The organism is Streptomyces sp. NPDC111802 (assembly GCF_055634335.1).
On sequence record NZ_JBVKCZ010000038.1, the window covers coordinates 69,257 to 94,837 of the forward strand.

At 69.4% G+C, this 25,581-nt stretch carries 20 protein-coding genes; 12 read left to right on the forward strand and 8 right to left on the reverse strand.

The annotated features are described in order from the left end of the window. Positions 1-35: 35 nt before the first annotated feature. On the forward strand, positions 36-896 hold the full coding sequence (gene truA, locus ACZ7NC_RS33580) for a tRNA pseudouridine(38-40) synthase TruA (protein WP_471493743.1): 861 nt from the start codon (positions 36-38) through the stop codon (positions 894-896). A 14-nt stretch (positions 897-910) separates the two neighbouring features. Here the strand turns inward: truA and ACZ7NC_RS33585 are convergent, their stop codons facing one another. After that, complete coding sequence (locus ACZ7NC_RS33585; protein WP_471493745.1) at positions 911-1,723, reverse strand: hypothetical protein; 813 nt, start codon at positions 1,721-1,723, stop codon at positions 911-913. A 221-nt stretch (positions 1,724-1,944) separates the two neighbouring features. Here ACZ7NC_RS33585 and ACZ7NC_RS33590 point away from each other — a divergent pair, with 221 nt between their 5' ends. From ACZ7NC_RS33590 to ACZ7NC_RS33610, 5 genes are all read left to right on the forward strand, one after another. Then, positions 1,945-3,093: a CapA family protein gene (locus ACZ7NC_RS33590; protein ID WP_471493747.1), complete on the forward strand. Its 1,149-nt coding sequence runs from the start codon at positions 1,945-1,947 to the stop codon at positions 3,091-3,093. A gap of 209 nt (positions 3,094-3,302) precedes the next feature. Then, complete coding sequence (locus ACZ7NC_RS33595; RefSeq protein ID WP_471493799.1) at positions 3,303-5,558, forward strand: HAMP domain-containing protein; 2,256 nt, start codon at positions 3,303-3,305, stop codon at positions 5,556-5,558. 6 nt (positions 5,559-5,564) lie between these two features. Further along, on the forward strand, positions 5,565-7,253 hold the full coding sequence (pgsB, locus tag ACZ7NC_RS33600; RefSeq protein WP_471493749.1) for a poly-gamma-glutamate synthase PgsB: 1,689 nt from the start codon (positions 5,565-5,567) through the stop codon (positions 7,251-7,253). Positions 7,254-7,328: 75 nt separating this feature from the next. After that, positions 7,329-7,811, forward strand: a complete 483-nt coding sequence (locus ACZ7NC_RS33605; RefSeq protein WP_030950648.1) for a poly-gamma-glutamate biosynthesis protein PgsC/CapC — start codon at positions 7,329-7,331, stop codon at positions 7,809-7,811. Positions 7,812-7,831: 20 nt separating this feature from the next. After that, complete coding sequence (locus ACZ7NC_RS33610; protein WP_471493753.1) at positions 7,832-8,908, forward strand: C40 family peptidase; 1,077 nt, start codon at positions 7,832-7,834, stop codon at positions 8,906-8,908. Positions 8,909-8,947: 39 nt separating this feature from the next. On the opposite strand, the gene ACZ7NC_RS33615 is transcribed toward ACZ7NC_RS33610, so the two are convergent. After that, positions 8,948-9,829, reverse strand: coding sequence for a hypothetical protein (locus ACZ7NC_RS33615; RefSeq protein ID WP_471493756.1), 882 nt, complete (start codon positions 9,827-9,829; stop codon positions 8,948-8,950). A gap of 70 nt (positions 9,830-9,899) precedes the next feature. On the opposite strand from ACZ7NC_RS33615, the gene ACZ7NC_RS33620 reads away from it, so the two are divergent. From ACZ7NC_RS33620 to ACZ7NC_RS33640, 5 genes are all read left to right on the forward strand, one after another. Then, positions 9,900-11,102: a glycosyltransferase family 87 protein gene (locus ACZ7NC_RS33620; protein ID WP_471493758.1), complete on the forward strand. Its 1,203-nt coding sequence runs from the start codon at positions 9,900-9,902 to the stop codon at positions 11,100-11,102. Positions 11,103-11,319: 217 nt separating this feature from the next. Further along, the gene (gene rplM, locus ACZ7NC_RS33625) at positions 11,320-11,763 is read left to right on the forward strand and encodes a 50S ribosomal protein L13 (protein WP_030046395.1); all 444 of its coding nucleotides are present in this window, start codon (positions 11,320-11,322) and stop codon (positions 11,761-11,763) included. A 42-nt stretch (positions 11,764-11,805) separates the two neighbouring features. Further along, positions 11,806-12,330 carry a 30S ribosomal protein S9 gene (rpsI, locus tag ACZ7NC_RS33630; RefSeq protein ID WP_356583573.1) on the forward strand — a complete coding sequence of 175 codons (525 nt, stop codon included), beginning with the start codon at positions 11,806-11,808 and terminating at the stop codon, positions 12,328-12,330. Positions 12,331-12,558: 228 nt separating this feature from the next. Continuing rightward, positions 12,559-13,917 (forward strand): phosphoglucosamine mutase, encoded by a 1,359-nt coding sequence (glmM, locus tag ACZ7NC_RS33635; protein WP_471493762.1) that lies wholly within the window; start codon positions 12,559-12,561, stop codon positions 13,915-13,917. A gap of 89 nt (positions 13,918-14,006) precedes the next feature. Continuing rightward, the gene (locus ACZ7NC_RS33640) at positions 14,007-14,501 is read left to right on the forward strand and encodes a hypothetical protein (protein WP_471493764.1); all 495 of its coding nucleotides are present in this window, start codon (positions 14,007-14,009) and stop codon (positions 14,499-14,501) included. Here ACZ7NC_RS33640 and ACZ7NC_RS33645 read toward each other — a convergent pair. From ACZ7NC_RS33645 to ACZ7NC_RS33660, 4 genes are all read right to left on the reverse strand, one after another. Then, on the reverse strand, positions 14,498-15,445 hold the full coding sequence (locus ACZ7NC_RS33645; protein ID WP_471493766.1) for a DUF389 domain-containing protein: 948 nt from the start codon (positions 15,443-15,445) through the stop codon (positions 14,498-14,500). The genes ACZ7NC_RS33640 and ACZ7NC_RS33645 overlap by 4 nt on opposite strands. A 17-nt stretch (positions 15,446-15,462) precedes the next feature. Further along, positions 15,463-16,431: a type I pantothenate kinase gene (gene coaA / locus ACZ7NC_RS33650; protein WP_471493769.1), complete on the reverse strand. Its 969-nt coding sequence runs from the start codon at positions 16,429-16,431 to the stop codon at positions 15,463-15,465. 136 nt (positions 16,432-16,567) lie between these two features. Next, positions 16,568-16,927 (reverse strand): hypothetical protein, encoded by a 360-nt coding sequence (locus ACZ7NC_RS33655; protein ID WP_471493771.1) that lies wholly within the window; start codon positions 16,925-16,927, stop codon positions 16,568-16,570. Between the two features lie 82 nt (positions 16,928-17,009). Next, positions 17,010-21,911: a polymorphic toxin type 27 domain-containing protein gene (locus tag ACZ7NC_RS33660; RefSeq protein ID WP_471493773.1), complete on the reverse strand. Its 4,902-nt coding sequence runs from the start codon at positions 21,909-21,911 to the stop codon at positions 17,010-17,012. Positions 21,912-22,553: 642 nt separating this feature from the next. On the opposite strand from ACZ7NC_RS33660, the gene glmS reads away from it, so the two are divergent. Beyond that, positions 22,554-24,401: a glutamine--fructose-6-phosphate transaminase (isomerizing) gene (glmS, locus tag ACZ7NC_RS33665; RefSeq protein WP_471493775.1), complete on the forward strand. Its 1,848-nt coding sequence runs from the start codon at positions 22,554-22,556 to the stop codon at positions 24,399-24,401. On the opposite strand, the gene ACZ7NC_RS33670 is transcribed toward glmS, so the two are convergent. After that, the gene (locus tag ACZ7NC_RS33670; RefSeq protein WP_471493777.1) at positions 24,362-24,583 is read right to left on the reverse strand and encodes a DUF397 domain-containing protein; all 222 of its coding nucleotides are present in this window, start codon (positions 24,581-24,583) and stop codon (positions 24,362-24,364) included. The two genes, glmS and ACZ7NC_RS33670, sit on opposite strands and share 40 nt — an antisense overlap. A 5-nt stretch (positions 24,584-24,588) precedes the next feature. After that, entirely contained in the window at positions 24,589-25,440 is an 852-nt protein-coding gene (locus tag ACZ7NC_RS33675) for a helix-turn-helix domain-containing protein (RefSeq protein WP_471493779.1), read from the reverse strand. Positions 25,441-25,581: the final 141 nt, after the last annotated feature.

Here is a 25,581-nt window from a genome sequence, read left to right on the forward strand (position 1 = left end):
CGGGCCCGCTTTTGTGTACTTGAGAGGATCCTGGGGTGAGTGACGAAGTACAGCCCGACCACGTACGTATCCGCCTCGATCTGTCCTACGACGGGACCGAGTTCTCCGGGTGGGCCAAGCAGGCCGGGGGGCGGCGGACCGTGCAGGGGGAGATCGAGGACGCGCTGCGGACTGTCACACGGTCCGGGGGCACCACGTACGAGCTGACCGTGGCCGGGCGGACCGATGCCGGGGTGCATGCGCGGGGGCAGGTCGCGCATGTCGATCTGCCGCGGGAGGTGTGGGCCGAGCACAGCGGGAAGTTGCTCAAGCGGCTCGCCGGGCGGCTGCCCAAGGACGTGCGGGTGTGGGCCCTCAGGGAGGCGCCCGGCGGCTTCAACGCGCGGTTCTCGGCGATCTGGCGGCGCTACGCCTATCGCGTCACCGACAATCCCGGCGGCGTCGACCCGCTGCTGCGCGGTCACGTCCTCTGGCACGACTGGCCGCTCGACGTCGACGCCATGAACGAGGCTGCCCAACGGCTGCTCGGTGAGCACGACTTCGCCGCCTACTGCAAGAAGCGGGAGGGCGCCACCACCATCCGTACGCTGCAGGAGCTGAGTCTGGTGCGGGGGGACGACGGGATCGTCACCGCCACCGTGCGCGCCGACGCCTTCTGCCACAACATGGTGCGCTCGCTCATCGGGGCGCTGCTGTTCGTGGGGGACGGGCACCGGCCCGCCGACTGGCCCGGCAAGGTGCTCGCCGCGGGCGTCAGGGACTCTGCCGTGCATGTCGTACGGCCGCATGGGCTGACCCTCGAAGAGGTCGGGTACCCCGCCGACGAGTTGCTCGCGGCGCGGAACAAGGAGGCGCGGAACAAGCGGTCGTTGCCCGGGCCGGCCGGCTGCTGCTGAGCGGGGCCGGGGCCTCAGCCGTTCGCCCAGCTCCTCAGGAGATCGCCTAGGGCGTCCGCGGTCTCGTCGGAGTCGGGGCCGTCGTCCCGGGCGTCGGGGGCCAGTTCCACGTGCAGGAAGCCGGCGTGCCGGCGCTCGGCGGACATGCCCTGGACGTTCGTGGTGCCCTCCAGCGGGCAGCGTGCCGACCAGCCCCGGCAGACCCGCAGCCCGTCGGCCTCCAGTCGGTCGGCCAGCGCCGTTGCCTCGCGGGACGTGCTCTGGGCCGAGCCGCCGGAGACGACGGCCTCGTAGGGGCGGTCGTCCGACTCGCCGAAGCCGTGGAGCTGGAGACCGGGCACCCCGCGCTTCTGCAGTTCGACGACGATGGTGTGGAAGGCGCTGTCCTCGCGGTGGGCGACGTCCGCGGCGTCCGTGCGGCCGGCGCGGCGGTGGGCGCCGGCCACCACCAGGGAGCCCGAGGGGGTGTTCTCAAGGAGCCGGACGCCGAGTGCCTCGGTGTCGCGGTCGGACACCGGGTGCGGCACCTGTACGTTCCAGCGCACCGCGGAGTCCGCGGTCAGATAGAGGCGGCCCCAGCGAGCGGCCTCGCCGTTCGGTCGTAGGGCGGCGATCTCGTCGTAGCGGCGGCCGGAGTCGGTGTCGGTGAGGCGGGTGACGCCGAGGCCGAGCGGGGCGAGCAGCCGTTCCGCCTCCGCCGCGTCGCCGTCCAGGAGGCGCGCGACGCCGCGTGCCAGTTCCTCCAGCCGGCTCTCGCCGGGCGGGGTGTACGGGTCGTCGGGCGCGAAGTCGGCCGTGTACGTGAGGATCCGGCTGCGGAGGTCCACGAGCTCCCGAGCCTGCGGAACCGAGTGTTCCGACCCGTCGGGTGATGCCGTGTCACAACCGGCCAACGCCAGAATCAAAACCGTTTGAGCAAGAATGCGAGCGAAACGTGACTGTCTTGTGACGCGAGAGACCGGTTGGGTTGTGAGGCGCGTGTGAATATGTCGCGGTGACATTTCGTAAGTCTCTCCGTATAGGTCGCTCTCTGGCGGTTCTGGGGGCTGTGGCCGGTCTGGTCGCCGCTTGTACCTCCGGGCCGTCCGGGTCTCAGCTGAAGCCTGGTGGACGCTCGTTCACCGTCGCCGCCGCGGGTGATGTGCTCATCCACCCCGAGTTGGTCGAACAGGCGGCCAAGGACGCCAAGAAGACCGGTGAGGGACAGGCCGGGCTGGACTTCGGGCCGCTCATGGCCGGGGTGAAGCCGGTCATCAGCAAGGCCGATCTGGCCATCTGTCACATGGAGACGCCGGTCGGCACGCCCAAGGGCCCCTTCGAGGGATACCCGGAGTTTCTCGTTCCACCGCAGATCCTCACGACCCTCAAGGACGTGGGCTACGACACCTGCTCGACGGCCTCCAATCACACCTACGACCACGGCCTGGGGGCCGTGAAGCGCACCCTGGACGCGATGGACAAGGCGGGCCTCGGTCACACCGGTTCCGCGCGTACGCCCGAGGAAGCAGAGCAGATCAACATCCGGGACGTCAACGGCGTCAAGGTCGCCCATCTCGCCTTCTCCTGGGAGTCCTTCCTCAACCCCACGCCCGAGAAGGAGCGTTGGGCCTTCAACCGGATCGGCATCGACGCCATCAGGAAGGCCGAGGCGCGGGCCCGCAAGAAGGGCGCCGAGGTGGTGATCCTCTCGGTCCACTGGGGCCTGGAGCACTACAACGAGCCGAGCGTCCCGCAGCTGCAGCTGGCGGAGCGGATCACCAAGGAGACCGGGATCAACCTGGTGATCGGCCACCACGCCCATGTGGTGCAGCCCATCCAGAAGCTCAACGGCACCTGGATCGCCTACGGCCTGGGCAACCAGGTGGCCCGGCACTCCTCGCCGAGCGGGCTCACCGAGGAGGGCGCGATCGGCTGGTTCGAGTTCAAGGAGACGGCCGACGGCTGGGACGTCGGCGCCCGCTACCGGACCACCCTGGTCGACATCCCGCCGGAGCTGGAGGCCGGGGAGAAGGCGCCCGAGGGTGCGGTCGTGGACCACCGGCTGAGGGATGTTCAGCAGATGCTCGACCACCCCGGCGACTTGTCGGAGGACCGGCTCGCCCGGTACCAGCTCGCCGCCGACCGCACCCGCGGCTTCCTCTACAACCGGGGCGCCCCGGGCGGCGACGGTCTTGAGCAGCTGTCTTTGGGGACGTGACGAGCGACACAGACAGTGTTGCCCGTCGGAACCCAACCCCGGCGCGTGCCAACAGTCTTTTAAAGGGACGGCGTCTCATGCCCGCGTCAGCGGTGGCTCCTGCGAGCGCCTGTGTAGTGAAGAGGCGAAGGAAACCACCGGTGACTTCAACCCAAGGCGCGCCGCGTCCCGGACGGGGCGGGCGGCGACGCTTGCGCAGACGCGCGGACATGCCGCTCCTGGGCGGCATACGACCGCCGATCGCGCTGCTGTGCCTGCTGATCCTGGCCCTGGCCGCACTGACCGCCAAGGTGCTCGGCCCCGCGGGCGAGCCTGCCGTGCCGAAGGCGGTACTGGGCTCCCAGCAGCACTTCGCGCAGGACGGCGCCATCGCACTACGCGCGTCGATCGACGAGCGGGTCACCGACCTGAACCGCACGGCGGCCGCGCTGAACGCGGGGAAGCCCGCGGACCCGGAGCGGGTGCTTTCGGATCTGAGCAACACGTACCAGAAGTGGACCGGCACCACGGTGCTGGACCTGGAGAGCGGGAAGGTGCTCGCCGCCAGGGGTGAAACGATTCCTCTCGCCTGGCTGGACAAGGACGTCCTCACCGGTGAGCACGCCCTGACGCCCCGCATGGTGCGCCTGGAGACCGGTGACGTACGGCTGATGACGATGGCCCTCCTCGACTGGAAGGACCGTCCGCAGCAGCTGCTGATCGCCTCCAACAGCCTCTCCGTGCCCGCCATCAACCTGGGCCCGTTCCGCGCGATGGCGGTCGTGGCCCGGGGCGGCGAGGTCCTCGCCACGGCCGGCTTCGAGCAGGCCGAGGCGCTCAACTCGGACGCGGAGCGCAAAGAACTCTCCTTCCTGTCGAAGCAGATGACCCGGCTGTCCGAGCGGGCGGCGAAGGAGACCGAGGCGGACCCGGTCAGCGCGCGCGAGCCCGGCTCCCGCGGCTACCCGGGCGTCAGCGGGACCCTGCTCGGCAACTCCTACAACGGCCGTATCGCCACCGCCGGATACGCCTCCCTCGCCTCCGCCGACCCGGAGCAGCGCCACAGCGTCGGCGCGGGCCTCGGCCTGACCGTCGTGGCCATGCTGCCCGTGGTGCAGGAACACGCCGTCGGGCAGGAGCGGGAGCTGTACGGACTGGTGGCGGCCGGAGTCCTGGTGGTGTTCGGGCTGCTTGCGGCGGCCCTGCTGTGGATGGCGGTGCAGCGGCCCCTGCTGGCGCTCTTCCTGGAGTCCCGCCGGCTCGCCCGCGGCGACCTCACCCGCCCCGTCGCCGTGCCCCGCTGGGGCGAGGCCGCCCGTGTGGGCGCCGCCCTGGAACGGCTGCGCGGGCAGCTGTCCGGCGGGGGAGCGCAGCCCCGCTCCGGCGAGGGCGGTGGCCGCAGGGCCCGGCTCGGGCTGCGGGTGCCGCTGGCGCTGACCGCCGTACTGCTGTTGCTGTGGTGCGTGCCCGTCGGTCTGCTGCTCAACCGCACGGATGCCTCGGTGAGCGTGCCCAGCACCATGGTCAACGACCAGCGCGACCGCACCGACCTCGTCGCCGACCGGGTCCGCCGGGCCCTCAACGAGGCCCAGGCCGACCTGGTCTCCATCACCCGGCTGATCGACGTGGACGAGCCCGACGCCACAACCGGCGTGCTCGACGACGCCCTGCGCAAGCACACCCGCTACGGCTCCCTGTACGTCGTCGACCGGGGCGGCGACATGGTCGCCCGCGCCGGGGACGAGCCGCACGCCGACTGGAGTGAGGAAGAGGGGGGCGACTCGCTCATCCGGGTGTCCGGCGAGGGCGGCAAGAAGCCGGTGATCCAGGCCGGGGCCGCCGTACCGGACCACAAGGGCATGACCCTGGTCGGCGAGGTACGGGTGGAGTTCCTCAACTCGCTCCTGGTCCGGCCCGGCCTCGGCGAGGTCCGCGTGGTCGACACCAAGGCCAGGACCATCGCCGGCAGCGACGGCTTCCTCGCCTTCGAGAACCTGCCGCGCGAGTCGCTCTCCGACCTCGTGCGGGCGGGCGGCGTCCACGTCGGCGCGGGTCCGGTGGAGAACGGGCTGCTCATCCGTGAGGGGCGCTCGGTCACGGTCGCCGCCGCGGCGCCCTTCTCCGGCGGCGGTGTGGCGGCCGACGTCGGCTGGACCGTGGTCAGCTGGCAGAACGCCAAGCACTTCGAGATCGCCCCGTACGAGCGCGAGGACCGCAGCGTGCTCGCCGGGATGCTCGGGCTCGCGCTGATCGTGGTCTGCCTGGGCTGGATCCACCTGGTCGTGGTCCGGCCGCTGCGCGCCCTCGCGAGCAGCGCCGAGAAGCTGGCCGACGGCGACCTCAAGACCGTGCTGTACCCCCGCTATCACGACGAGGTGGGGGCCGTCGTCCGCAGCCTCGAACTGGTCCGGCAGCAGTTGCAGGCCCGCAGGCAGAACCAGGCGCGCCTAAGTGCCGAGCCCCGGCTCGGCGCCGGAGGAAGGTGACCGGCCGTGCTCTACCTCTACTTCGTGCTGCTGATCGGCGGGGTGTTCCTGCTGATCGCCGGCATCATCGAACAGCGCAGGCACTACGCCGCCCTGCACACCATCCCCTCCCGGGTGCTGGTCAACGGCATCCGCGGCAAGTCCTCCATCACCCGGCTGTGCGCGGGTGCCCTGCGCGGCGGTGACCTGGTCACCGTCGCCAAGACGACGGGCACCGCCGCGCGCTTCATCCACCCGGACGCGACGGAGGAGCCGGTCTACCGCAAGTTCGGCATCGCCAACGTGGTCGAGCAGATCGGCATCGTCCGCCGGGCCGCCACCTACCGTCCCGACGCCCTCGTCATCGAGTGCATGGCGGTCATGCCGGCCCTCCAGGAGGTCAACCAGAGCAAGCTGATCCGCTCGACGATCGGCGTGCTGTGCAACGTCCGTGAGGACCATCTCGCCGAGATGGGCCCGACCCTGGACGACGTGGCCCGCTCGCTGTGCCGCTCGATGCCGGAGGACGGCATCTGCGTCACCGCGGAGAAGGAGCGCTTCCACATCCTCCAGGAGGAGGCGGACGCCCGTAACTGCAAGCTGGTCTACGCCGATCCGGAGACGGTCACCGACGAGGAGCTGCGCGGCTTCAGCTGGTTCACCTTCAAGGAGAACGTCGCCATCGCGCTGGTCGTGGCGGAGCTGCTCGGCGTCGAGCGCAAGGTCGCGCTGCAGGGCATGTACGACGCCCCGCCGGACCCGGGCGTGCTGTCCGTGGAAAAGTACGTCGCCCCCGACGGCAAGCGGCTCGCCTTCGCCAACGTGTTCGCGGCGAACGACCCCGAGTCGACGCTGATGAACATCAACCAGCTGCTCGACCTCGGCGCGATCCGCCGCCCGCTGAACGTCGTGATCAACTGCCGCCCGGACCGGGTGGAGCGCAACGGGCAGATGGGCGAGATCATCCCCGACCTGCAACCGGACAACGTCTTCGTCATCGGCCACCCCTCCAAGAGCGCCATCGACGCCATCCCCGCGGACTGGCGCGACCGTGCGGTCGACCTGGGCGGTGAGCGCCGCGCGGCGGACGAGTTCATGCCGACCCTGCTCGGCCGGATGTCCGACGGCTCCTCCCTGGTCGCCATCGGCAACATCCACGGACAGGGCGAGGAACTCCTCGAATACCTGGCCGAGCTCCCCGCCGACGAGAGCGACGCGGACGAGCCCGGGCAGCCGGCCGCCGCCGCACCGCACCAGCCGCAGCGCCTGGACCCCTACGCCTCGTACCCCACGGCCTACGAGGAGCGGTACCAGGCCTCGCAGACCCAGGAGATCCCGGTGATCACCATCCCGGGGCCGCCGTCGGGGCGGTACGCCGAGGCGCCGGGGGCGTATGCCTCGGCCGCGCCGGGCGGGGAGCACCGGGCGCAGTCGTACGGCCAGGGGCAGTACCACGGGGAGAGCGGGCAGTACGGCCAGGGCCTGCCGCACGGCGGAGGGCCGTCGTACGCCTCCGGCGGGCCCCAGGGCTCGGGGCAGGAGCCGTACGAGGGCGGGCACCCGGAGGTCTCGGCATGGTTCCGCACCGCGCGTCAGCCGTCGCCCGGGCCCGGTCAGGGCCAGGGGCAGGGCCCGGGTCCGGAGCAGCCGTACGGCGACGATCCCTTCCGCCGGCCGGCGGACGACGACGGAGGTGGACACCCGCCGCGCGCCTGACACCCGTCCCGCGCCCGGCGCCGACCGTGTGCCCGCTCCGCCCCTGAACCCGCATCCCCTCGTCCGGAGACCCCGTTGACCACCGCCGCCCTGACCCCCGAGATGGCTGCCCTCGGCATTGCCATAGGCCTGTTCTTCTCGCTGCTCTGCTATCTCACGACCAATCTGTCGCCCGGCGGCATGATCACCCCCGGCTGGCTCGCGCTCACCCTCATCGAGGACCTCCAGCGCGCGGCCATGGTGGTGGGCGTCACCGCCCTGACCTATGGCGGCACCAAGATCATGCAGCGGCTGGTGATCCTGTACGGCAAGCGGCTGTTCGCCGCGGTGGTGCTGCTGGGCGTGCTGTTGCAGGCCACGGTGATGATCGTGCTCTCGCTCGAATTCCCGCTGCTGTACGGCAACCAGACGCTCGGCTTCATCGTGCCGGGCCTGATCGCCTACCAGATGGTGCGCCAGCCCAAGGGGGCCACGCTGCTGGCCACCGGCACCGTCTCCCTCATGGCCTACATCGTCGTCGCCGCCGGCCTGCTGCTCGGCGTCATGCCGACCGTCTGAGAACCGAGGAGCACACAACGATGGCAGGGAAGAAGAAGTCGCGGCCCGTCGTCACGGGCCTGGTACTGCTGGCGCTCGTCGGCACCTCCGGCTACCTCACGGTGGAACTGCGGGGGCAGGACGAACAGGGCGTCACCGAGGTGCGCAACGTCGGCGTCCTGGAGGGCGGCCGCAGCACCGCCGCCTCCACGGACACCGGGAAGCAGACCTGGTCCCGGCTGGAGAACCCGGCGCGCTCCGTGCTGCGCGGGTCCGACGGCCAGATCAAGGCCGTCTTCACGGACGGCGCGCGCACCGCGACCCTGACCGGGCCGGCCCGCACCTTCCAGGAGCCGGCCTCGACCGCGTCCAAGGTCAGCACCACGGACTGGGTGCGGTTGATGCCGGAGCCGTGGGCCAAGGGCGCGGAGCGGAAGAAGTGGTTCAAGGACTGGTACGCCGAGTTCAAGGACAGCAAGAAGGACGACATCTTCGCGTTCGCCTTCCAGTACGTGGCGGGCGCACCGGTGAAGAAGGACGCGCAGGGCACCGTCTACGCCGGTGACGCGAACTTCGGTCCGCTGAACACGACCGGGGCCGAGGGCGGGGACCTGCGCCTGGAGCAGTCCGACTTCTACGACTACCTCGGGGTGCAGTACCCGTTCCGGGACGGCGTCGTCGGGCAGCCGGAGGGCGCCAAGGCCCGCTCGATCGACTGCTCGGGCTTCATGCGCATGGTGCTGGGCTACCGGGCCCGCTACCCCCTGATGTCCTCGGACACCTCCGGCGACGGACTGCCCCGTACCGCCAACGGCATGGCCCGCTCCAAGGCGGGCGTCGACATCCTGCCGCTCGCCGGGATCTCGGCGAAGGACCGGCCCTCGGCCATCGACCAGCTCCAGCCGGGCGACCTCGTCTTCTTCAAGCTCGACACCCGCACCGGCGAGCGACTCGACCACGTCGGCATGGTCCTCGGCCATGACACCGAGGGGCATCTGATCTTCGTGTCGAGCCGCGAGGAGGTCAATGGGCCGACCATCGGCGACGTCGGCGGAGTGTCCCGGCTCGACGGCAACGGGTACTACGCGAAGACGCTGCGCAGCGCGAAGCGGTTGTGAGCGGGCGGCCGGCGGCGGACGAGTCGCCGGCCGCTCCTGCTACTCGGCGGCTGCCGACGCCTGTGCCTCGCCCCGCCTGCGGATCTGGCGGAACGTGAACTCGGCCAGGTCGTCGCCGGTTTGGAACGCCTTGGTGTCCTTGTCCGTCATGTCCCGGCCGTTGGTGAAGCCGGTGATGGTGAAGTAGGCGTAGCGGCCGTAGGAGTTGGAGGTCGAGCGGCAGACGGACGAGGTGCAGAAGTCCGCGACGCCCTTGCCCGAGAGGGACCTGACGATGTCCTTCTTGGTGTTGACCTGGCCCTTGACCTTGGCGGCCTGCGCCTCGGAGTCGAAGACGGCGACCCCGACCGTCACCGCGATGCCGTCCCTGATGTAGGAGACGCGCAGGAAGCGGGTGCAGCCGCCCGTGGTGAGGATCTTCGGGAGACCGCCCTTGGTGACCGCGGAGCAGTTCTTCGTGTCGTCCGTCGGGCCCTTCTTGTACACCGTCTCGCCCATGGTCAGCTGTGTGCCCGGGAAGAGGATCTGGGCGCCGAGCGGGGCGGTGTCCTTGCTCTTGCTGGAGATGAAGTCCTTCGGGTCCAGCGGCGGCGGAGCACTCGTCGGCTCGAACGACGGCGCCGAGGCGGACTCGCCCGGCAGATCCGCCGTGGCGGGCAGGTTCGAAGTCGGCTTGCCTGCCGTCGAGTTGCCGTCGTTCGCCGACACCACGGCCACGGCGACGGCTGCACCGATGGCGACGGTGGCCAGCGCGCCCCCGCCGATGAACAGCAGCCGGCGCCGCTTGTTGCGGCTCTCGGACGCCTCGGCGAGCGCGGCCCAGTCCGGGGTCCCGTCGGCGCCGTCGTTCCACGGCTGCTGGGAATGCGGTTTCCAGGGATCCCACTGGGACTGGGGTCCCCCCTGCTGCCCATAGCTCATGGGCCGCATCTTAGACGGAGCCGGGGTGTGCCGGTCCGCCCCAAGAGGCGCACAGGCACCTAGCGTTCACATGGTGAGCGAGCACAAAAGCGACATCTCCGGGTGGTTGGTACGACGCGCCACGTGGCATCTGTGGGCGGCGCTCGGGGCCGTACTGGTCGCCCTCGCGGTGCGTACGGCGCGGGTGACCTCGGACGGCGGGATGGACAACGCGATCGTCGTGCGGGCGGCGCGGGTCTGGCTGGCCGGGGGTTCGCCGTATGACGACTCCCACTTCCTCTATCTGCCGAGCGCGGTGCTGGCGGCGGCTCCGCAGGCGCTGGTGCCGCGGTGGGCGCTGAGTGTGCTGGTGCCGGTGGCGGTGACCGGATGTCTGGTGGCCGGCTGGGTGTGCGCGCTACGGCTGCACGGTGTCGGTCTGCGCAGCCGCTTCGCGGCCCTCGGCCTGATCGGCCTCGCGGCCGGATTCGCGCCGTTCGCCCATCTCGTCCTGCTGGGCAACTGGACGGCGACGGCCGCGCTCGCTCTGCCGTTCGGCTTGTTGCTGGCCGGACGGGGGCGGTGGGTGGCCGCGGGGGTGGTGTTCGGGGCGGCGGTCGCGCTGAAGCCGTTGCTGGCGCCGATGGGGTTGCTGTTCGTGTTCGCGGGACGGTGGCGGGGGCTGGGGGCGATGGCCGGGGTGCCGGTGGCGGCGTCCGTGGGGGCTGCGTTGTCGTTGCCGGACCCTGCGGGGTTCCTCACTCGGACCCTGCCGTTTCTGCTCCGCGGCGACGACGGTTTCGTACGGCTCTATGAGGCGTCGCCGGTCGCGGTGCTGCCGCGGGTGGGGGTGCCGGGGACGGCGGCCGGGCTGATCGCGTTCGGGATGGCCGGGGTGGGGGTGGGGTGCGCGTACCGGCGGTGGCGGAGCGGGAGCGGGGGGCCGCTGAGGTTCGCGGAGACGGGGGCGATGCTGATGCTCTCGGCGTTCCTGGTCTCCAGGCCGTCGTACGACCACTATCTGCTGGTCGTCGTGCCGGTGCTGCTGTCCGGGCTGCCGTGCGAGGGATCGGTGGGGCGGGGGCCCTGGTTCTGGCTGGTACTGGTGCCGCAGCTGCCCGGGGTGACGTGGCCCTATCTGGAAACGGTGCAGCGGCGGGCCTTCAGGGACGCGGTGACGCTGTGCGGTCTGGCGGTGACGCTGGCGGTGCACTGCTCCAGAAGCGGGGAGCGTCGGCCCGGCGTGCGCAGCACCGTGCCGGAAGCCCGTAAAATGGGGGTTGCCCAGCGGTAGCCGTCCCGTTTTGACCCGGCCACGGCCCCGCGGGTATCCTGCATGTTCGTTGTGTATTGGCTTGCTCATTCTCACGGGACGGGCCCTTACACCGGTCCACCGGGCCGATGACCAGCAACCCCACGTACGCGGTATGCGTCGCCGCAGTGGCTCAGGCTGTCGTGATCGTTTCGGTGACCTGTTCAGGACCATTCACTCGAAGCGAAGGCTACGAACCGTGCGTACGTACAGCCCCAAGCCCGGCGATGTGACGCGCCAGTGGCACGTCATTGACGCTCAGGACGTCGTCCTGGGCCGTCTCGCCAGCACCGCCGCCTCCATCCTGCGGGGCAAGCACAAGCCGATCTACGCGCCCCACGTCGACACCGGTGACTTCGTCATCATCATCAACGCCGACAAGGTGCACCTCTCCGGCAACAAGCGGACCCAGAAGATGGCGTACCGCCACTCCGGCTACCCGGGTGGTCTGCGCTCCGTCCGTTACGACGAGCTGCTCGACAAGAACCCCGAGAAGGCCATCGAGAAGGCCGTCAAGGGCATGCTCCCCAAGAACACGCTGGGCCGTCAGATGCTCTCGAAGCTGAAGGTCTACAAGGGTGACCAGCACCCGCACGGCGCGCAGCAGCCGCAGCCGTACGAGATCACCCAGGTCGCGCAGTAAGTCCGGCCACCCCCTAAGACTGAAGAGAATCTGAGGAGAATCGTGGCCGAGACCACTGCCGAGCAGCCGCTCGACGAGAACGTCGAGAACATCGACATCGACAGCTACACCACCGAGTCCGAGGTTCCGGTGGAGGGTGAGTACACCTCCGAGTCCCTCGCCTCGCGCTTCGGTGAGCCCCAGCCGGCCGCCGGCCTGGGCCGTCGCAAGAACGCCATCGCCCGCGTCCGGATCGTTCCGGGCACCGGCAAGTGGAAGATCAACGGTCGCACCCTTGAGGACTACTTCCCCAACAAGGTGCACCAGCAGGAAGTCAACGAGCCGTTCAAGGTCCTCGAGCTCGAGGGCCGTTACGACGTCGTCGCCCGCATCGCCGGTGGCGGTGTCTCCGGCCAGGCCGGTGCGCTCCGTCTCGGTGTCGCCCGCGCGCTGAACGAGGCCGACGTCGACAACAACCGCGGCCCGCTGAAGAAGGCCGGCTTCCTCAAGCGCGACGACCGTGCGGTCGAGCGCAAGAAGGCCGGTCTGAAGAAGGCCCGCAAGGCCCCGCAGTACAGCAAGCGCTAAGCGCAAGCTGCCTCTGCTCGTACTCCGGTACTCCGAACGCCCCGGCGGCACGCCACAGTGCCGCCGGGGCGTTCGTCTTATCCCCGGCCTCGGGCGTATAACGGCACAAGACGTTCAAAGGCTTGTGTGATCCGATGCCCAGGCATGGAATGCCTGGAAGCGGGAGCCCCCGGCGGCACAGCGAGCGCCGGCTCCGCTTCCGGAACTGATGTTTCCTCAGGAGGACAAGTGGGACGACTCTTCGGCACGGACGGCGTGCGTGGTGTCGCCAACGCGGATCTGACGGCCGAGATGGCGCTCGGTCTGTCCGTGGCGGCGGCGCACGTACTGGCCGAGGCGGGCACCTTCGCGGGCCACCGGCCGAAAGCGGTGGTCGGGCGGGACCCGCGCGCGTCCGGGGAGTTCCTGGAGGCCGCCGTGGTCGCGGGCCTCGCGAGCGCCGGCGTGGACGTCCTGCGCGTCGGTGTGCTGCCGACGCCGGCGGTGGCGTACCTCACGGGCTCGCTCGGCGCCGACCTCGGTGTCATGCTCTCCGCCAGCCACAACGCCATGCCCGACAACGGCATCAAGTTCTTCGCCCGCGGCGGCCACAAGCTCGCCGACGAGCTGGAGGACCGTATCGAGGCCGTCTACGACGAGCACCGGCACGGCGAGCCGTGGGAGCGGCCGACCGGGGCGGCTGTCGGGCGCGTGCGGTCGTACGACGAAGGGTTCGAGGAGTACATCGCCCACCTCCTCAGTGTCCTGCCCAACCGGCTGGACGGGCTGAAGATCGTCCTCGACGAGGCGCACGGTGCCGCGGCGGGCGTCTCGCCGGAGGCGTTCACCCGGGCCGGGGCCGAGATCGTCACCATCGGTGCCGAGCCGGACGGGCTCAACATCAACGACGGCTGCGGGTCCACGCATCTGGACAAGCTGAAGGCCGCCGTCCGCGAGCACGGGGCCGACCTCGGCGTCGCGCACGACGGTGACGCCGACCGTTGCCTCGCCGTGGACCACACCGGCGACGAGGTGGACGGCGACCAGATCCTCGCCGTGCTCGCGCTCGCGATGCGGGAGCGGTCCGCGCTGCGGTCCGAGACCGTGGTGGCGACCGTGATGTCCAACCTCGGCTTCAAGCTGGCGATGGAGCGCGAGGGGCTGAAGCTGGTGCAGACCGCCGTCGGTGACCGGTATGTGCTGGAGGAGATGAAGGAGCACGACTACGCCCTCGGTGGCGAGCAGTCCGGGCACGTCATCATCCTCGATCACGCGACGACCGGTGACGGCACCCTGACCGGGCTCCTGCTGGCGGCCCGGGTCGCGCAGACCGGTCGTACGCTGCGGGACCTCGCCGCCGTGATGGAGCGGCTGCCGCAGGTGCTGATCAATGTGCCCGACGTGGACAGGTCGCGGGTGAAGACATCGGCGGAGCTCGCGGCGGCGGTCACCGACGCGGAGCGGGAACTCGGCTCGACGGGGCGGGTGTTGCTGCGGCCCTCCGGTACCGAGCCCTTGGTGCGGGTGATGGTCGAGGCCGCGGACATCGAGCAGGCCAGGTCTGTGGCGGGTCGGCTGGCCGACGTGGTGAAGTCGGCCCTGGGCTAGTTCCACGGGACGCCGTCCGGGGCGGTTCGGTCTGCTGCCCCGGCGGCGCAACAAAGAGTGCGCATCCGGTGACTGGTACCCTGAGGCGAGTGGTCGGCCCGGCCCTGGCCGCCGGTCTCCTCGTCACCGCGTTTGCCACCCCGGCGGCGGCCCAGACTCCCGGCTCCACCGCGTTCCGTGTCTTCGGCAACGCCTTCCTCAGCGCACGCGCCGGCGTGGCGAACCATATGACGGCCAGCGTCGTCAGCGGTCGTCTGATCCTCATGGACACCACGGGCGTCGCGGTGGGACCGGGTTGTACGCGACTGTCCGCCACGAGTGCCGACTGCGGCAGCGCCGCCACCGTCGGGCGTCTCGCGATCGGGATGGGCGACGGGAACGACACCTTCCAGGGAATGATCACGGTCCGCACCACCGTCGACGCCGGCCCGGGCACCGACAGTGTGGCGACCGGCGCCGGCAACGACACGATCGGCGTGAGCGACGGCATGCCCGGCGACACGGTGACCTGTAACGGCGGCGCGGACGTGGTGTTCCGCGACGTCGGTGACAACATCGCCGCCGATTGCGAACAGCGCTTCTAGACGACGTCCGCCTTCGCCTTGAGTTCGCGCTGCCTGGCCCACAGCCACTTCTGGGCCAGCAGCGTGAGCGTGCCCGCCAGGATGATGCCCAGCAGGTTCAGCAGCAGCTGGCCCGTCGAGAGCCAGGTCTGCTTGGAATCGCCGTAGATCAGGGCTACGGACGCGTTGGCGGCGGCCGGGACCGTCGTCACCGAGATGGCGACGCCGACCAGGGCGCCGGACTTGGCGGACGTCAGGGAGAGGGTGCCGGCGGCGCCGGCGAGTACCGCCACGACGAAGGAGAACCAGTCGGGGGCGTAGATGAAGCCGGTGTTGGGCCGGTCGGCCTCCAGCTTGGCCTCCGTGAACAGGCCGACGGCGTCCATGAAGTAGCTGAAGCCCACCGTCGCCACCATCGCCACGGCGAAGCCCACCAGGAGGGCGATCAGCGAGCGCAGTGCCAGACGTGGCGCCCGCTGCACCACGGCCGTGCAGATGCCGGCCAGCGGGCCGAACTCCGGCCCCACCGCCATCGCGCCCACGATCAGGATCGCGTTGTCCAGCACCACACCGCAGGCCGCGATCATCGTGGCGAGCGTGATGAAGGCGAGGTAGGTGATGGAGAGGGTCGACTCCTCGTGCGTCGCGTCCGCCAGGTGCTCCCAGAGCACCGCGTCCGCGCCCTCGCCGGGTGCCTCCTCCTCGGCCTTGTCGGCGCGCTTGGACAGTGACAGGTCGATGTTCTCGACGGCGATGGACCCGTTGGCCTCGATGCCCAACTGCTGGAGTCCGGTGAGGAGTTCGTCGCCCGCCTCGCGCGCCGCGTCACACATCACCACGTCCCCGGCGGGATCGCGGGCCGCACCGGGCAGGACGACGAGGTGGGTCGTCCCGACCGTATTCTCGATCAGGCGGACCACGTCATCGGTCTTGTCGGCCGGGGTGATCAGGCGCAGGTGCAGCATGGACGGCAGACTAGCCGTCACAGTTTGCGCAGGCTCAGCCGCTGCACCTTGTGATCCGGGCCCTTGCGTACGACGAGGGCGGCCCGCCCGCGTGTGGGGGCGATGTTCTCCACCAGGTTGGGCTTGTTGATGGTCCGCCACATCGTGCGGGCGTAGTCGAGGGCCTCCTCCTCGGACACCTGGGTGTACTTGCGGAAGTACGAGGAGGGATTCTGGAAGGCGGTCTCGCGCAGTCGCTTGAAGCGGTTGAGGTACCAGCGCTCGATGTCCTCGGCGCGGGCGTCGACGTACACGCTGAAGTCGAAGTAGTCGGCGAGGCCGACCCGGGTGCGGCCGTCCTTGCCGGGCAGGGCGGGCTGGAGCACGTTCAGGCCCTCGACGATCAGGATGTCCGGGCGGCGGACCGTGAGCCGCTGGTCGGGGACGATGTCGTAGATCAGGTGTGAGTAGACGGGGGCCGTGACCTCGTCCTTGCCCGCTTTGATGTCGGCGACGAAGCGGGTGAGCGCGCGGCGGTCGAAGGACTCGGGGAATCCTTTCCGCGACATCAGGCCGCGGGCCTGGAGCTCCTTGGTGGGCAGGAGGAAGCCGTCCGTCGTCACCAGCTCGACGCGCGGGTGCTCGGGCCAGCGGGAGAGCAGGGCCTGGAGGAGTCGGGCGACCGTGGACTTCCCTACGGCGACCGAGCCGGCGACTCCTATGACGAAGGGGGTGCCCGACTGGGAGCCCTTTTCGCCGAGGAAGGTGTTCAGCGCGCCTCTGAGGCCGTCCGTGGCGCCGACGTAGAGATTGAGCAGGCGCGAGAGCGGGAGGTAGATGTCGCGGACCTCGTCGAGGTCGATGACATCGCCGAGACCGCGCAGCTTCTCGACCTCCTCCGCGGTGAGCGGGAGGGGGGTCTTCTCGCGCAGTGCGCTCCACTCGGCGCGGGTGAGGTCGACGTAGGGAGTCGCCTCCGGCCGCTGCCGGTGGGCGCTCCGGGGCATCGGGGAGACCGGAGAGATCACAGTCCATTGTTAACGCTGTTTGAACGGGGTGGGGGGTGGGGTGTGTCACGCCCTCACGATTCTGGCGCTGAGGGCGCCCCCTGTGGCAGGTGGCGCCCTCAGCGTCTCATTCGCGTCAGCCGACGCTGCCGTACTCCACGGGGAAGTCCGGGGGCCAGGGCTGGGCGAAGTCGAACAGGGACGGGTCCTCGAACTTGCGGTCCGCCTCGCGCCACGCAGGTTCGGCGGAGACGACGAAGCTGTCCCCGTCCGGTTCGATCATCCAGGTGAAGCCCGCATCCCCCGCTGGGAGGTCATGCCGCTCCTTCAGCACCGCGAACTCCGCCTCCGACGCCGGCCGGACATGGATGCCCTTCGGGTAGATGGGCTTGAGGAGCATGAGCTCCACATGTCCGAAGTACACCTCGACCCGGGTGTCCGTTCCGTCGACGGCGGTGGCGTCGCTGCGCAGCAGCAGCTGCCGGTGCGATGCCATGAAGCTGACCACCCGGAACAGACGTCCCTCTCGTACCAAATCTGGCATTCTCTGTGTTTTTCCTGTTCTCGCGGTCTTCGGGTCACTGGGCCCAGTCCGGCTTCGGCATGTCCTTGACCAGGCTCGGCGCCTTGTCACCCGGCTTGGTGAAGTACCAGTCGACGGCGTCGAAGTCCCGGCGGCCGAGGATCACCTTGAGACGCAGCGTCGCCACTTCCCATGCGGTGCCGTTGTTGCTTCCCACCTTGGCCACCGTCTGCCAGTCGCCGCCGACCAAGGGCTTCCCACGGTCGACAAGCTTGCTCAGGGCTTCCGCCGCGGTCTTCGCGTCCGGTACACCGTCCAGTGAAATGCTCAACTTCACCGACGGATTGTCCAGCGCCTTCTCCACGCCGACCATCCAGATGGGACGACCGTCACCGTTGGGGGCCGGCTTGCCGAGGAGCTTGTGGTTGAACGTCCGTGCCCCGGCACCGCTCAGGCCGCCGACACCGCCCAGGGTCCCTCTGGCCAGCGTATCGGAGTACGGATTGATCCCCAGAACGATGTGGTCGCCGTCCTTGACGAGTTCCTTGACGATCCCCTCGAGGCACTCGTTGTGCACCAGGACCGGCGTCGATCCCGTGTACACGTAGTACGTGTGGCTTCGCGCCACCTCGAAGTTGAAGACCTCAACAGATCCCCTGACCACCGTGGTGCCAAGGACGTGTGTGGCGCCGCCGTCCCGCGCCTCCAGGGTGTCCCCGGCGCGCAGCTCGCCGGCCTCGACCCAGCCCCGTTCTCTCACCCAGAAGCGGTGCGAGTCGGTCGCTTCGACGTGACCGTCAGCGGTTCTGATCCGGACCAGGGAGTCGACGGTGTGGCGGAACAGGTTCAGCACCGGCTGCAGGGACTTCTTGCCCGTGACCTGGTCCTGCGACCAGACCCGGTCACCGACCTCGACGTCCTCGATGGCTTTGGGACCGTTTTCCGTCGCCACCCTGGTGCCGGCCGGGAAGCACCTGGTCAGCAGGAGCTTTGAGGTCACTCCCTCGATGGCGGCTTGGGTGAGGCCGGCCGTGCGCAGGGCCTTCCAGGCATCCTCAATGGCGATACCGGTTCTCAAGGCGGCATCGAGGGCCGTCACGCCGTCCTTGATGGCCTTGATGGCGAAGTTGCCGAAGACGAGGGTGCCGATGTCGAAGAGTGCCCATCCGCAGTTGCCCAGGGTTCCGCCGCTACCTGTGATCCGGTCCCAGCAGCCGGTGAAGTTCTCGGTGAGGGCCTTGACGAAGCCCTTGGCGACGGCGTCGTTGAACTCCGCCTGCGAGATCGTGTAGGTGACCTTTTTGGTCTCAGGCTTCAGCTCGACGGTGTCGAGGAACAGGGTTTCGGAAGCGGGGCATCCGGACTGCACATCCGGGATGTTCGTGGCCGTGCACAGGTAGACATCGACGATCGTCTTGGCGGTGATGTTCGCGGTGATGACGCAGTCACCGAAGTGGACGATGACGTTGCAGTTTTCCTTGTTCAGGATCTCCGGGTCACCGACGGGTTCGACCCGCGTCTTGAAGAAGACGCCATCGACGCCGCCGGCGCCGGTCTCGATCTCGTCGTTGCGGTTCTTGGTCTCCGTTCGCCGAGCTGCCTCCTGGGCTTCCTTGGCGTACTTCTCCGCGTCCTTCGCCGCCTTTTCGGCTTCGGTGGCGGCGGCGTCGGCACGGTCGGCCGCGGCGCGTGCGTCCTTGGCGGCCTGCTCGGCCTCCGAGGCCGCCGAGCGGGCGGCTTCAGCGTCCAGGGCTGCCTGGTCGGCGCTGTCGCGGGCTTCCTTGGCGTAGCCCTCGGCGCGGCCTGCTGCCTTGTCGGCGGCCGCGGCGTCTTCGGTGGCCTGACGGTCGTACTCGATGGTGCGGGCCAGGGATGCCGAGGCCTGTGAGGCTGCCTTGGCGGCGTCGGCGGCGTAGCCCAGGGCCTCCTTGGCGTAGCCGCGGGCGTCAGCCGCGTAGGCGGCGGCGTTGGCGGCGTGCTGGTAGGCGGCCTTGGCGTCGCCCTTGGCCTGCTCGGCCAGGTTCTTGGCCGCGTCGGCCTCCGCCTTCGCGTTCTTGGCGTGGGTGTCGGCGACGGCCTTCTGCTGGTCGGCGATCGACTTCGACGCCTGTCCGGTCAGGACGACGAGGCCTGCGGCGGAGTCGGTGTCGACGTACGGGGAGCCGAGCTGGATGGCGTCGTTGGCGGGCTTGGCGACCTTGGCGGCGGCCTTGCCGGCGTCGACGGCGGCCTGGGCGGTGACGTGGGCGAAGCCGGCGGCCTTCGCCGAGGCGGCCAGGGCCTTGGCGGCCTCCTTGTTCGCCTCGTTGGCCTGGGACTTGGCGTCCTTGGCGTGCTGCTCCGCCTCGTCGGCCAGCTTGACCGCGGCCTTCGCTTCGGAAGCGGCGTGCTTGGCCGCTGCGATCGCGTCCGCTGCCGCGCTGGTCGCGGTCTTCACCGCGGCGTCGGCCTTGAGCTTCGCGGCCTGCGCGGCGTCGGCGTCGGCGCGGGACCGCTTGGCGGCCGCCTCGGCGCGGGTGGCTGCCGCGTCCGCGTCGGCAGCGGCCTGTGTGGCGGCGTTGGCCTCGGAACGGGCCCGGCCGGCGGCTGCTTCGGCGTCGTCGGCGTGCTTGTCCGCGTCATTGGCGGCGGCACGAGCGGCCTCCGCCGCCTCGCCCGAGTCCAGGGAGTCGGCGTAGGCGGCCTTCGCGTCCGCCTTGGCGCGGGCGGCGTCCGCCTTCTGCTCGGCGTCCCACGCGTCGTCGCGCTTGGCCTTGGCGTTGTCGCGGGCCTTGACCGCGTCGTCGCGCTTGCCCTCGGCGGTCTTCTCGGCGGACTCGGCCTTGTCCCTGGCGTTCTTGGCCTTCGTCGCCTCGGACTCCGCGTTCTTGCGGTGCTGGGCGGCCTCGGCCTGCTTGGCCTCCGCCTTCTCCTTCTCCGCCTTGGCCGTCTTCTCCTCGGCCTCGGCCGCGAGCCGCTTGGCGTGGGCGTCGGCGGCGGCCGCCTTCGCGTCGCCCTCGGCCTTCAGCGCGACGGAGAGCTTGGCCTCCGCCGTCTCCTTGTCCTTCTTGGCGTTGTCCCGGTGCAGCTTGGCCGCATCCGCCGCGGCCTTGGCCTGCGCCTCTGCCGCCGCGGCGGCGGCCTTGCGGAACTCGGCCTTCGACTGCGCGGCCTGTGCCAGAGCGCGCTGGGTGATCGTCTCGCTGTCCCCGGCGGAGGCGCGGGTGGCGGCCTCGGCCGTCTCACCGGCCTTCACCAATGCTTCCAGACCAGCGACGGCGCCCTTGGTGACCTGGGCCTTCTGCTGGCCGACCAGCAGACCTCGGCCGCGCGGGGCGCCGTTGGTGTCCGCGATCTTGTAGGCGGCCTGCTCGGCGGTGTCGCTCGCGGTGGCAGCCTTCTTCGCCGTCGCCAACTGCGCCTTCAGCGCCGCCAACTGCTTGGCCGCCTGCGCCTGAGCGGCCGTGATGCCCGCCTTGGCCTTGGTGAACTGGGCCTTGTCCGGGTAGCCGAGGCTGTCCGCGCCCTGGTGGCCCTTGGGGACGATCCGGAACTTCTGCGGGTTGGAGCCGTTGCACGTCCACAGCCACGAGTCCTGGCTGTTGTCGAAGGTGTGCAGGTCAAGGCACTTACCCGTGGCCACGTTGCGCAGCTCGCCCGCAGCACGCACGTCGAACTGCCACTTCACGGCCTTGCCGCTGTCGCACGACCAGATCTGGATCTTCGTGCCGTTGGCGGAGTTGCCGTTCTGCACATCCAGGCACTTGTTGGAATTGACGTTGGAGAGGGCAAAGCCGCCATCGCTGTGGTAGAGCTGCCACTGCTGTGCCGCGCCGTTGTTGCAGGTGTAGAGCTGTACAGGGGTGCCGTTGTCCTTCTTGCCCCCGGCGACGTCGAGACACTTGCCCTTGGCCGCTTCGACCTGGATCACCATCGGCGAATCACCGATCCAGCCAAGACCGCCTGGGGCCCAGTAGTCCTGCCAGCGCGCCAGGTGGTCGGCGATCCACGACTGGCCGAGCAGATCGGCCATCGACTCCGCGCCCTTGGTCAGCGCTGCCGTGGCGTCACGATTGGCGTTGAGGATCTGGTTGCGCTCGGCGGCCTGGGAGGTGATTTCCTGCTGCCACTCCTGCGCGGCGGTGTCCTCCACCTCGCGCAGGGCCTTGTTCGGGTCGATCGGGTCCCGCCAGGCGCAGGACGCGAAGCGGGTCTTCATGTCCTCCACGGCGATGCGGTACTCGGCCGTGCCCGGCTGGGGGGCGGTGCGGGGGAAGCCACCGGAGGCCAGGAAGAGACGGGCGTCATCGGCGCCGTCACCGTGGAAGGTGTCGAACAGCGCCTCGAACGCCTGGTGTTCGTAGTACCGCCGGTTCCAGTCGTCATTCGGATTCGACGGGTCGGGGTGGGGGTCCTGACCGTAGAGCGGAGTGCCGAGATCCTTGACGGCCTTGGCGGTCTTGTCGTCGGCCTCAGGCGTCGGGTCGTAGAAGTCGAAACTCTTGTTCCAGTCCGGAAGGCCGCCGGCCCACTTGCCCAGGCCGGTCTGGTCGTAGAAGTCATCGCCGTTGTGCACGCCGGGGACCCAGTGGAACGTGGTCTCGTTGAATCCCCCCGGAGTCTCCAGCCCGTCGAGAGGCTTCTCCCACGCGTCCCTGCGCGCGTGGAGGCGCTCCCAGGTGGCGCTCCAGTCGCTCCGGTCCTTCTCGTGGGCCTGTCGCAGCGGTCCGTCGAACGCGCCGTCCAGCGTGGCCAGCTCACGCAGCTTCTGCGGTGTCTGGTTGAGGGCGTCCTGGGCGAAGCCGTACATGCGCGGGGCGCCAAGGCGTACGGCGTCGGCCATCAGGCACTGGTCGAACCGCAGCTGTTCGTCGGCCGTGGTCTCGAACCAGTCGTCCGGCCGTTCGCTGGACCGGGTTGTGGCATTACCCGCCGGCTGCGCCGCGAGAGCGGGCGGCACGGCGAGCGAGGCCAGCATCGCCACCATGCTCGATTGAAGAATTATTCGGGCGAAGAGCCCATTTCTTCCCGGCCGTGGGGTCAGGAAGGTTGGTGGTCTGGAACGCAAGAGCGTGTCCCTTTCATCGCAAGGAACCGGCCCGGAGCCTGCGGATGCACAGCGCACCGAGGCTCAGGCGGCGTTGAGAGCGAGCGAGTCGGCTTTGCCCGGTGTCAGGAACGCCAGGAGCAGGCCGGCGCGGGACGCGCGGATTGCAGGTACTGCGGCACAGAAGGTCCCTCCCCGTAGCGACACCGTTCCCCCGGTCGCTGATTGGCTCGCGCGGCGACGGACTGGTCAAGATCCGGCCATGCGCGGGCGCAACCATAGGCATACGGCGGCAGGCCGGGACAAGGGGTGGCCACCTGGTCGGATGTGGCTGGCGTAAAACCTCCTACCGCCCGGTAACGCGTTCCGGAGTGCACGATTCCCTCATATCGTGGGGAAACTTGTGGGGCAGCTGTGTATGAGTCGTGTAAGTCCGGCGTTCGACGCTCGCAGAGATGGCCGATTTTCGACGGTCCTGATGAGGCACTCGTCAGTCACGCAGCCAATGGAAATTTCCGAATCCGGGCACGCGCAGGCCCTTTCCGGCGTCGACTCGGTCGTAGGCTGCCCCGCATGTGCGGAATCGTGGGATACGTGGGGTCGCAGTCGGCGCTTGAGATCGTGATGGCCGGGCTGAAGCGGCTGGAGTACCGGGGGTATGACTCGGCGGGGGTCGCTGTCCTCGCGGACGGAGGGCTGGCGGCCGCCAAGAAGGCCGGGAAGCTCGTCAATCTCGAGAAGGAGTTGACCGAGCGGCCCCTGCCGACGGGGACCACCGGGATCGGGCACACCCGGTGGGCCACTCACGGCGGGCCCACCGATGCCAACGCTCATCCGCATCTCGACAACGCCGGACGCGTCGCCGTCGTGCACAACGGGATCATCGAGAACTTCGCCGGGCTGCGGGCCGAGTTGGAGGAGCGGGGGCATGAGCTCGGCTCCGAGACCGACACCGAGGTCGTGGCCCATCTGCTGGCCGAGGAGTTCTCCGTCTGTGCCGATCTCGCCGAGGCCATGCGGCTTGTCTGTCGGCGGCTGGAGGGCGCCTTCACGCTCGTTGCCGTGCATGCGGATGCGCCCGATGTCGTCGTCGGGGCGCGGCGGAACTCGCCGCTTGTGGTGGGCGTGGGGGAAGGGGAGGCCTTTCTCGCCTCCGACGTCGCCGCGTTCATCGACCACACCCGCTCCGCGGTCGAGCTGGGACAGGACCAGGTCGTCGAGCTGCGGAGGGACGGGGTCACCGTCACCGGGTTCGACGGGCGGCCGGCGGATGTGCGGCCGTATCACATCGACTGGGACGCCTCGGCCGCGGAAAAGGGCGGCTACGACTACTTCATGCTCAAGGAGATCGCCGAGCAGCCCAAGGCGGTCGCCGATACCTTGCTGGGGCGCATCGACGCCGCCGGCTCCCTGACGCTGGACGAGGTTCGGATCAGCGCCTCCGAGCTGCGGGAAGTCGACAAGGTGGTGATTGTCGCGTGCGGTACGGCTTTTCACGCCGGGCTGATCGCCAAGTACGCCATCGAGCACTGGACGCGGATTCCGTGTGAGGTGGAGCTGGCGAGTGAGTTCCGGTATCGGGATCCGATTCTCGATCAGCAGACCCTCGTCATCGCCATCTCTCAGTCCGGCGAGACCATGGACACCCTCATGGCGCTACGGCATGCCCGTGAGCAGGGCTCCAAGGTGCTGGCGATCTGCAACACGAACGGGTCGACCATCCCGAGGGAATCGGATGCGGTGCTCTACACGCATGCCGGGCCGGAAGTCGCGGTCGCGTCCACCAAGGCCTTTCTGACGCAGCTCGTGGCCTGTTATCTCGTCGCGCTCTATCTGGGGCAGGTGCGTGGCACCAAGTGGGGGGACGAGATTCACGCCGTGGTGCGGGATCTTTCGCACATCGGTAGTGAGGTCGAGCGGGTTCTGGAGACCATGGAGCCGGTGCGGGCGTTGGCCAGGAGCCTCGCTCACAAGAACACCGTGCTCTTTCTCGGCCGGCATGTGGGGTATCCGGTCGCCCTTGAGGGTGCGCTGAAGCTCAAGGAACTCGCCTATATGCACGCCGAGGGGTTTGCGGCGGGGGAGTTGAAGCACGGGCCGATCGCTCTGATCGAGGACGATCTGCCGGTGGTTGTGGTCGTGCCTTCTCCGCGGGGGCGGTCCGTTCTGCACGACAAGATCGTGTCCAACATTCAGGAGATCCGGGCCCGGGGTGCGCGGACCATCGTGATCGCGGAGGAGGGGGACGAGGCGGTGGTGCCGTACGCGGATCACCTGATCCGGATTCCGGCGACTCCGACCCTGCTTCAGCCGATGGTGGCCACGGTGCCGCTTCAGGTCTTCGCCTGTGAGCTGGCCACCGCCCGGGGGAACGAGGTGGATCAGCCTCGGAACCTGGCGAAGTCGGTGACGGTGGAGTAGTTGGCTTTTACGCCGTCCAGGAAGGCTGCGAAGGATCCGGCTGGAAAGGTGAGGGTTGCCCTGGCCGGATCCTTCGAGTCCCGGATGGCTATTTGCGTGCGGCGGTTTGCGATTTCCACGCAGGAGTCGCCGTCGCCGGGGCCTGAGTAGGACGACTTCCGCCAGGCGTCGGGGGTGTCCATGGGCCTCACAGTTCCTTCGCCAGCCGGTGGATGAAGTCACGCGAACGCTCGGGATCGAGCGATACGTCCTCCACTTTACGGAAGAGCGTTCGATAGGCGCCGAGCTGGCCTTCGGAATCGATGAACGCCGCGCCATGGGGGCCATCGCGTACGACCGTGTCCAGCCTGGGTACGGCGCCTCTCGCGTACGTCATGGCGCTGGCGGCGCCGGCGAACCCCTCCAAGTCGAAGGGGACGACACGTACGGTGACGTGGTCCGCTTCGGAGAGTTCGAGGAGGCGGGCGAGCTGGAGCCGTGAGGTGGCGCGGTCGCTCACCATGATGCGCAGTGCCGCCTCGTGGATGACGGCTTCGTACGGTGTAGGGGCAGGGCCCTCGAGGATCACCTTTCGTTGCATCCGGTGTCGGACGCGCAACTCCAGCTCCTCCTGGGGTAGTTCAGGAACCCTGTAGGAGAAGACGGCGCGAGCGTAGCCCTCCGTCTGTAGCGGACCGGGGACGTACAGAAACTGGGCCTCTCGCAGGGACGTGGCGTGGTGTTCCAGTTCGGCGAGATCGAGGAAGGGCGTGGGCAACAGGCCCCGGTACTCCTCCCACCAGCCGCGTGTTCGGTCGGTCGCGATGGCGACCAGGGCGCCGATGAACTCCTCGTCCGCGCACACGTAGTGGGCCGCCATGCGACGCAGGCGCTTCTCGCTCACGCCTGAGGTGCCGAATTCGATCTGGCTGATCTGGACGGAGTTCACCCCGAGCAGCGCTGCCGCCTCGCGGGCGCTGAGTCCTGCTGCATCGCGGAGTCTGCGTAGTTCGACTGCTAGACGCATCTGACGTGCCGTTGGTTCGCGTTTCGTCCCCATCGACGCTCCTCGGTGCAACGCGCTTGTGAGCGCGACTCGTTCGGGGGTCAGAGTATGCGATCGGCTTGCTGTTTCTTAAATCTAAGGTCTACCGTCGGTGATGCAACGCACACGCTGCGGAAGTGCACCGCTCCGTCCTGC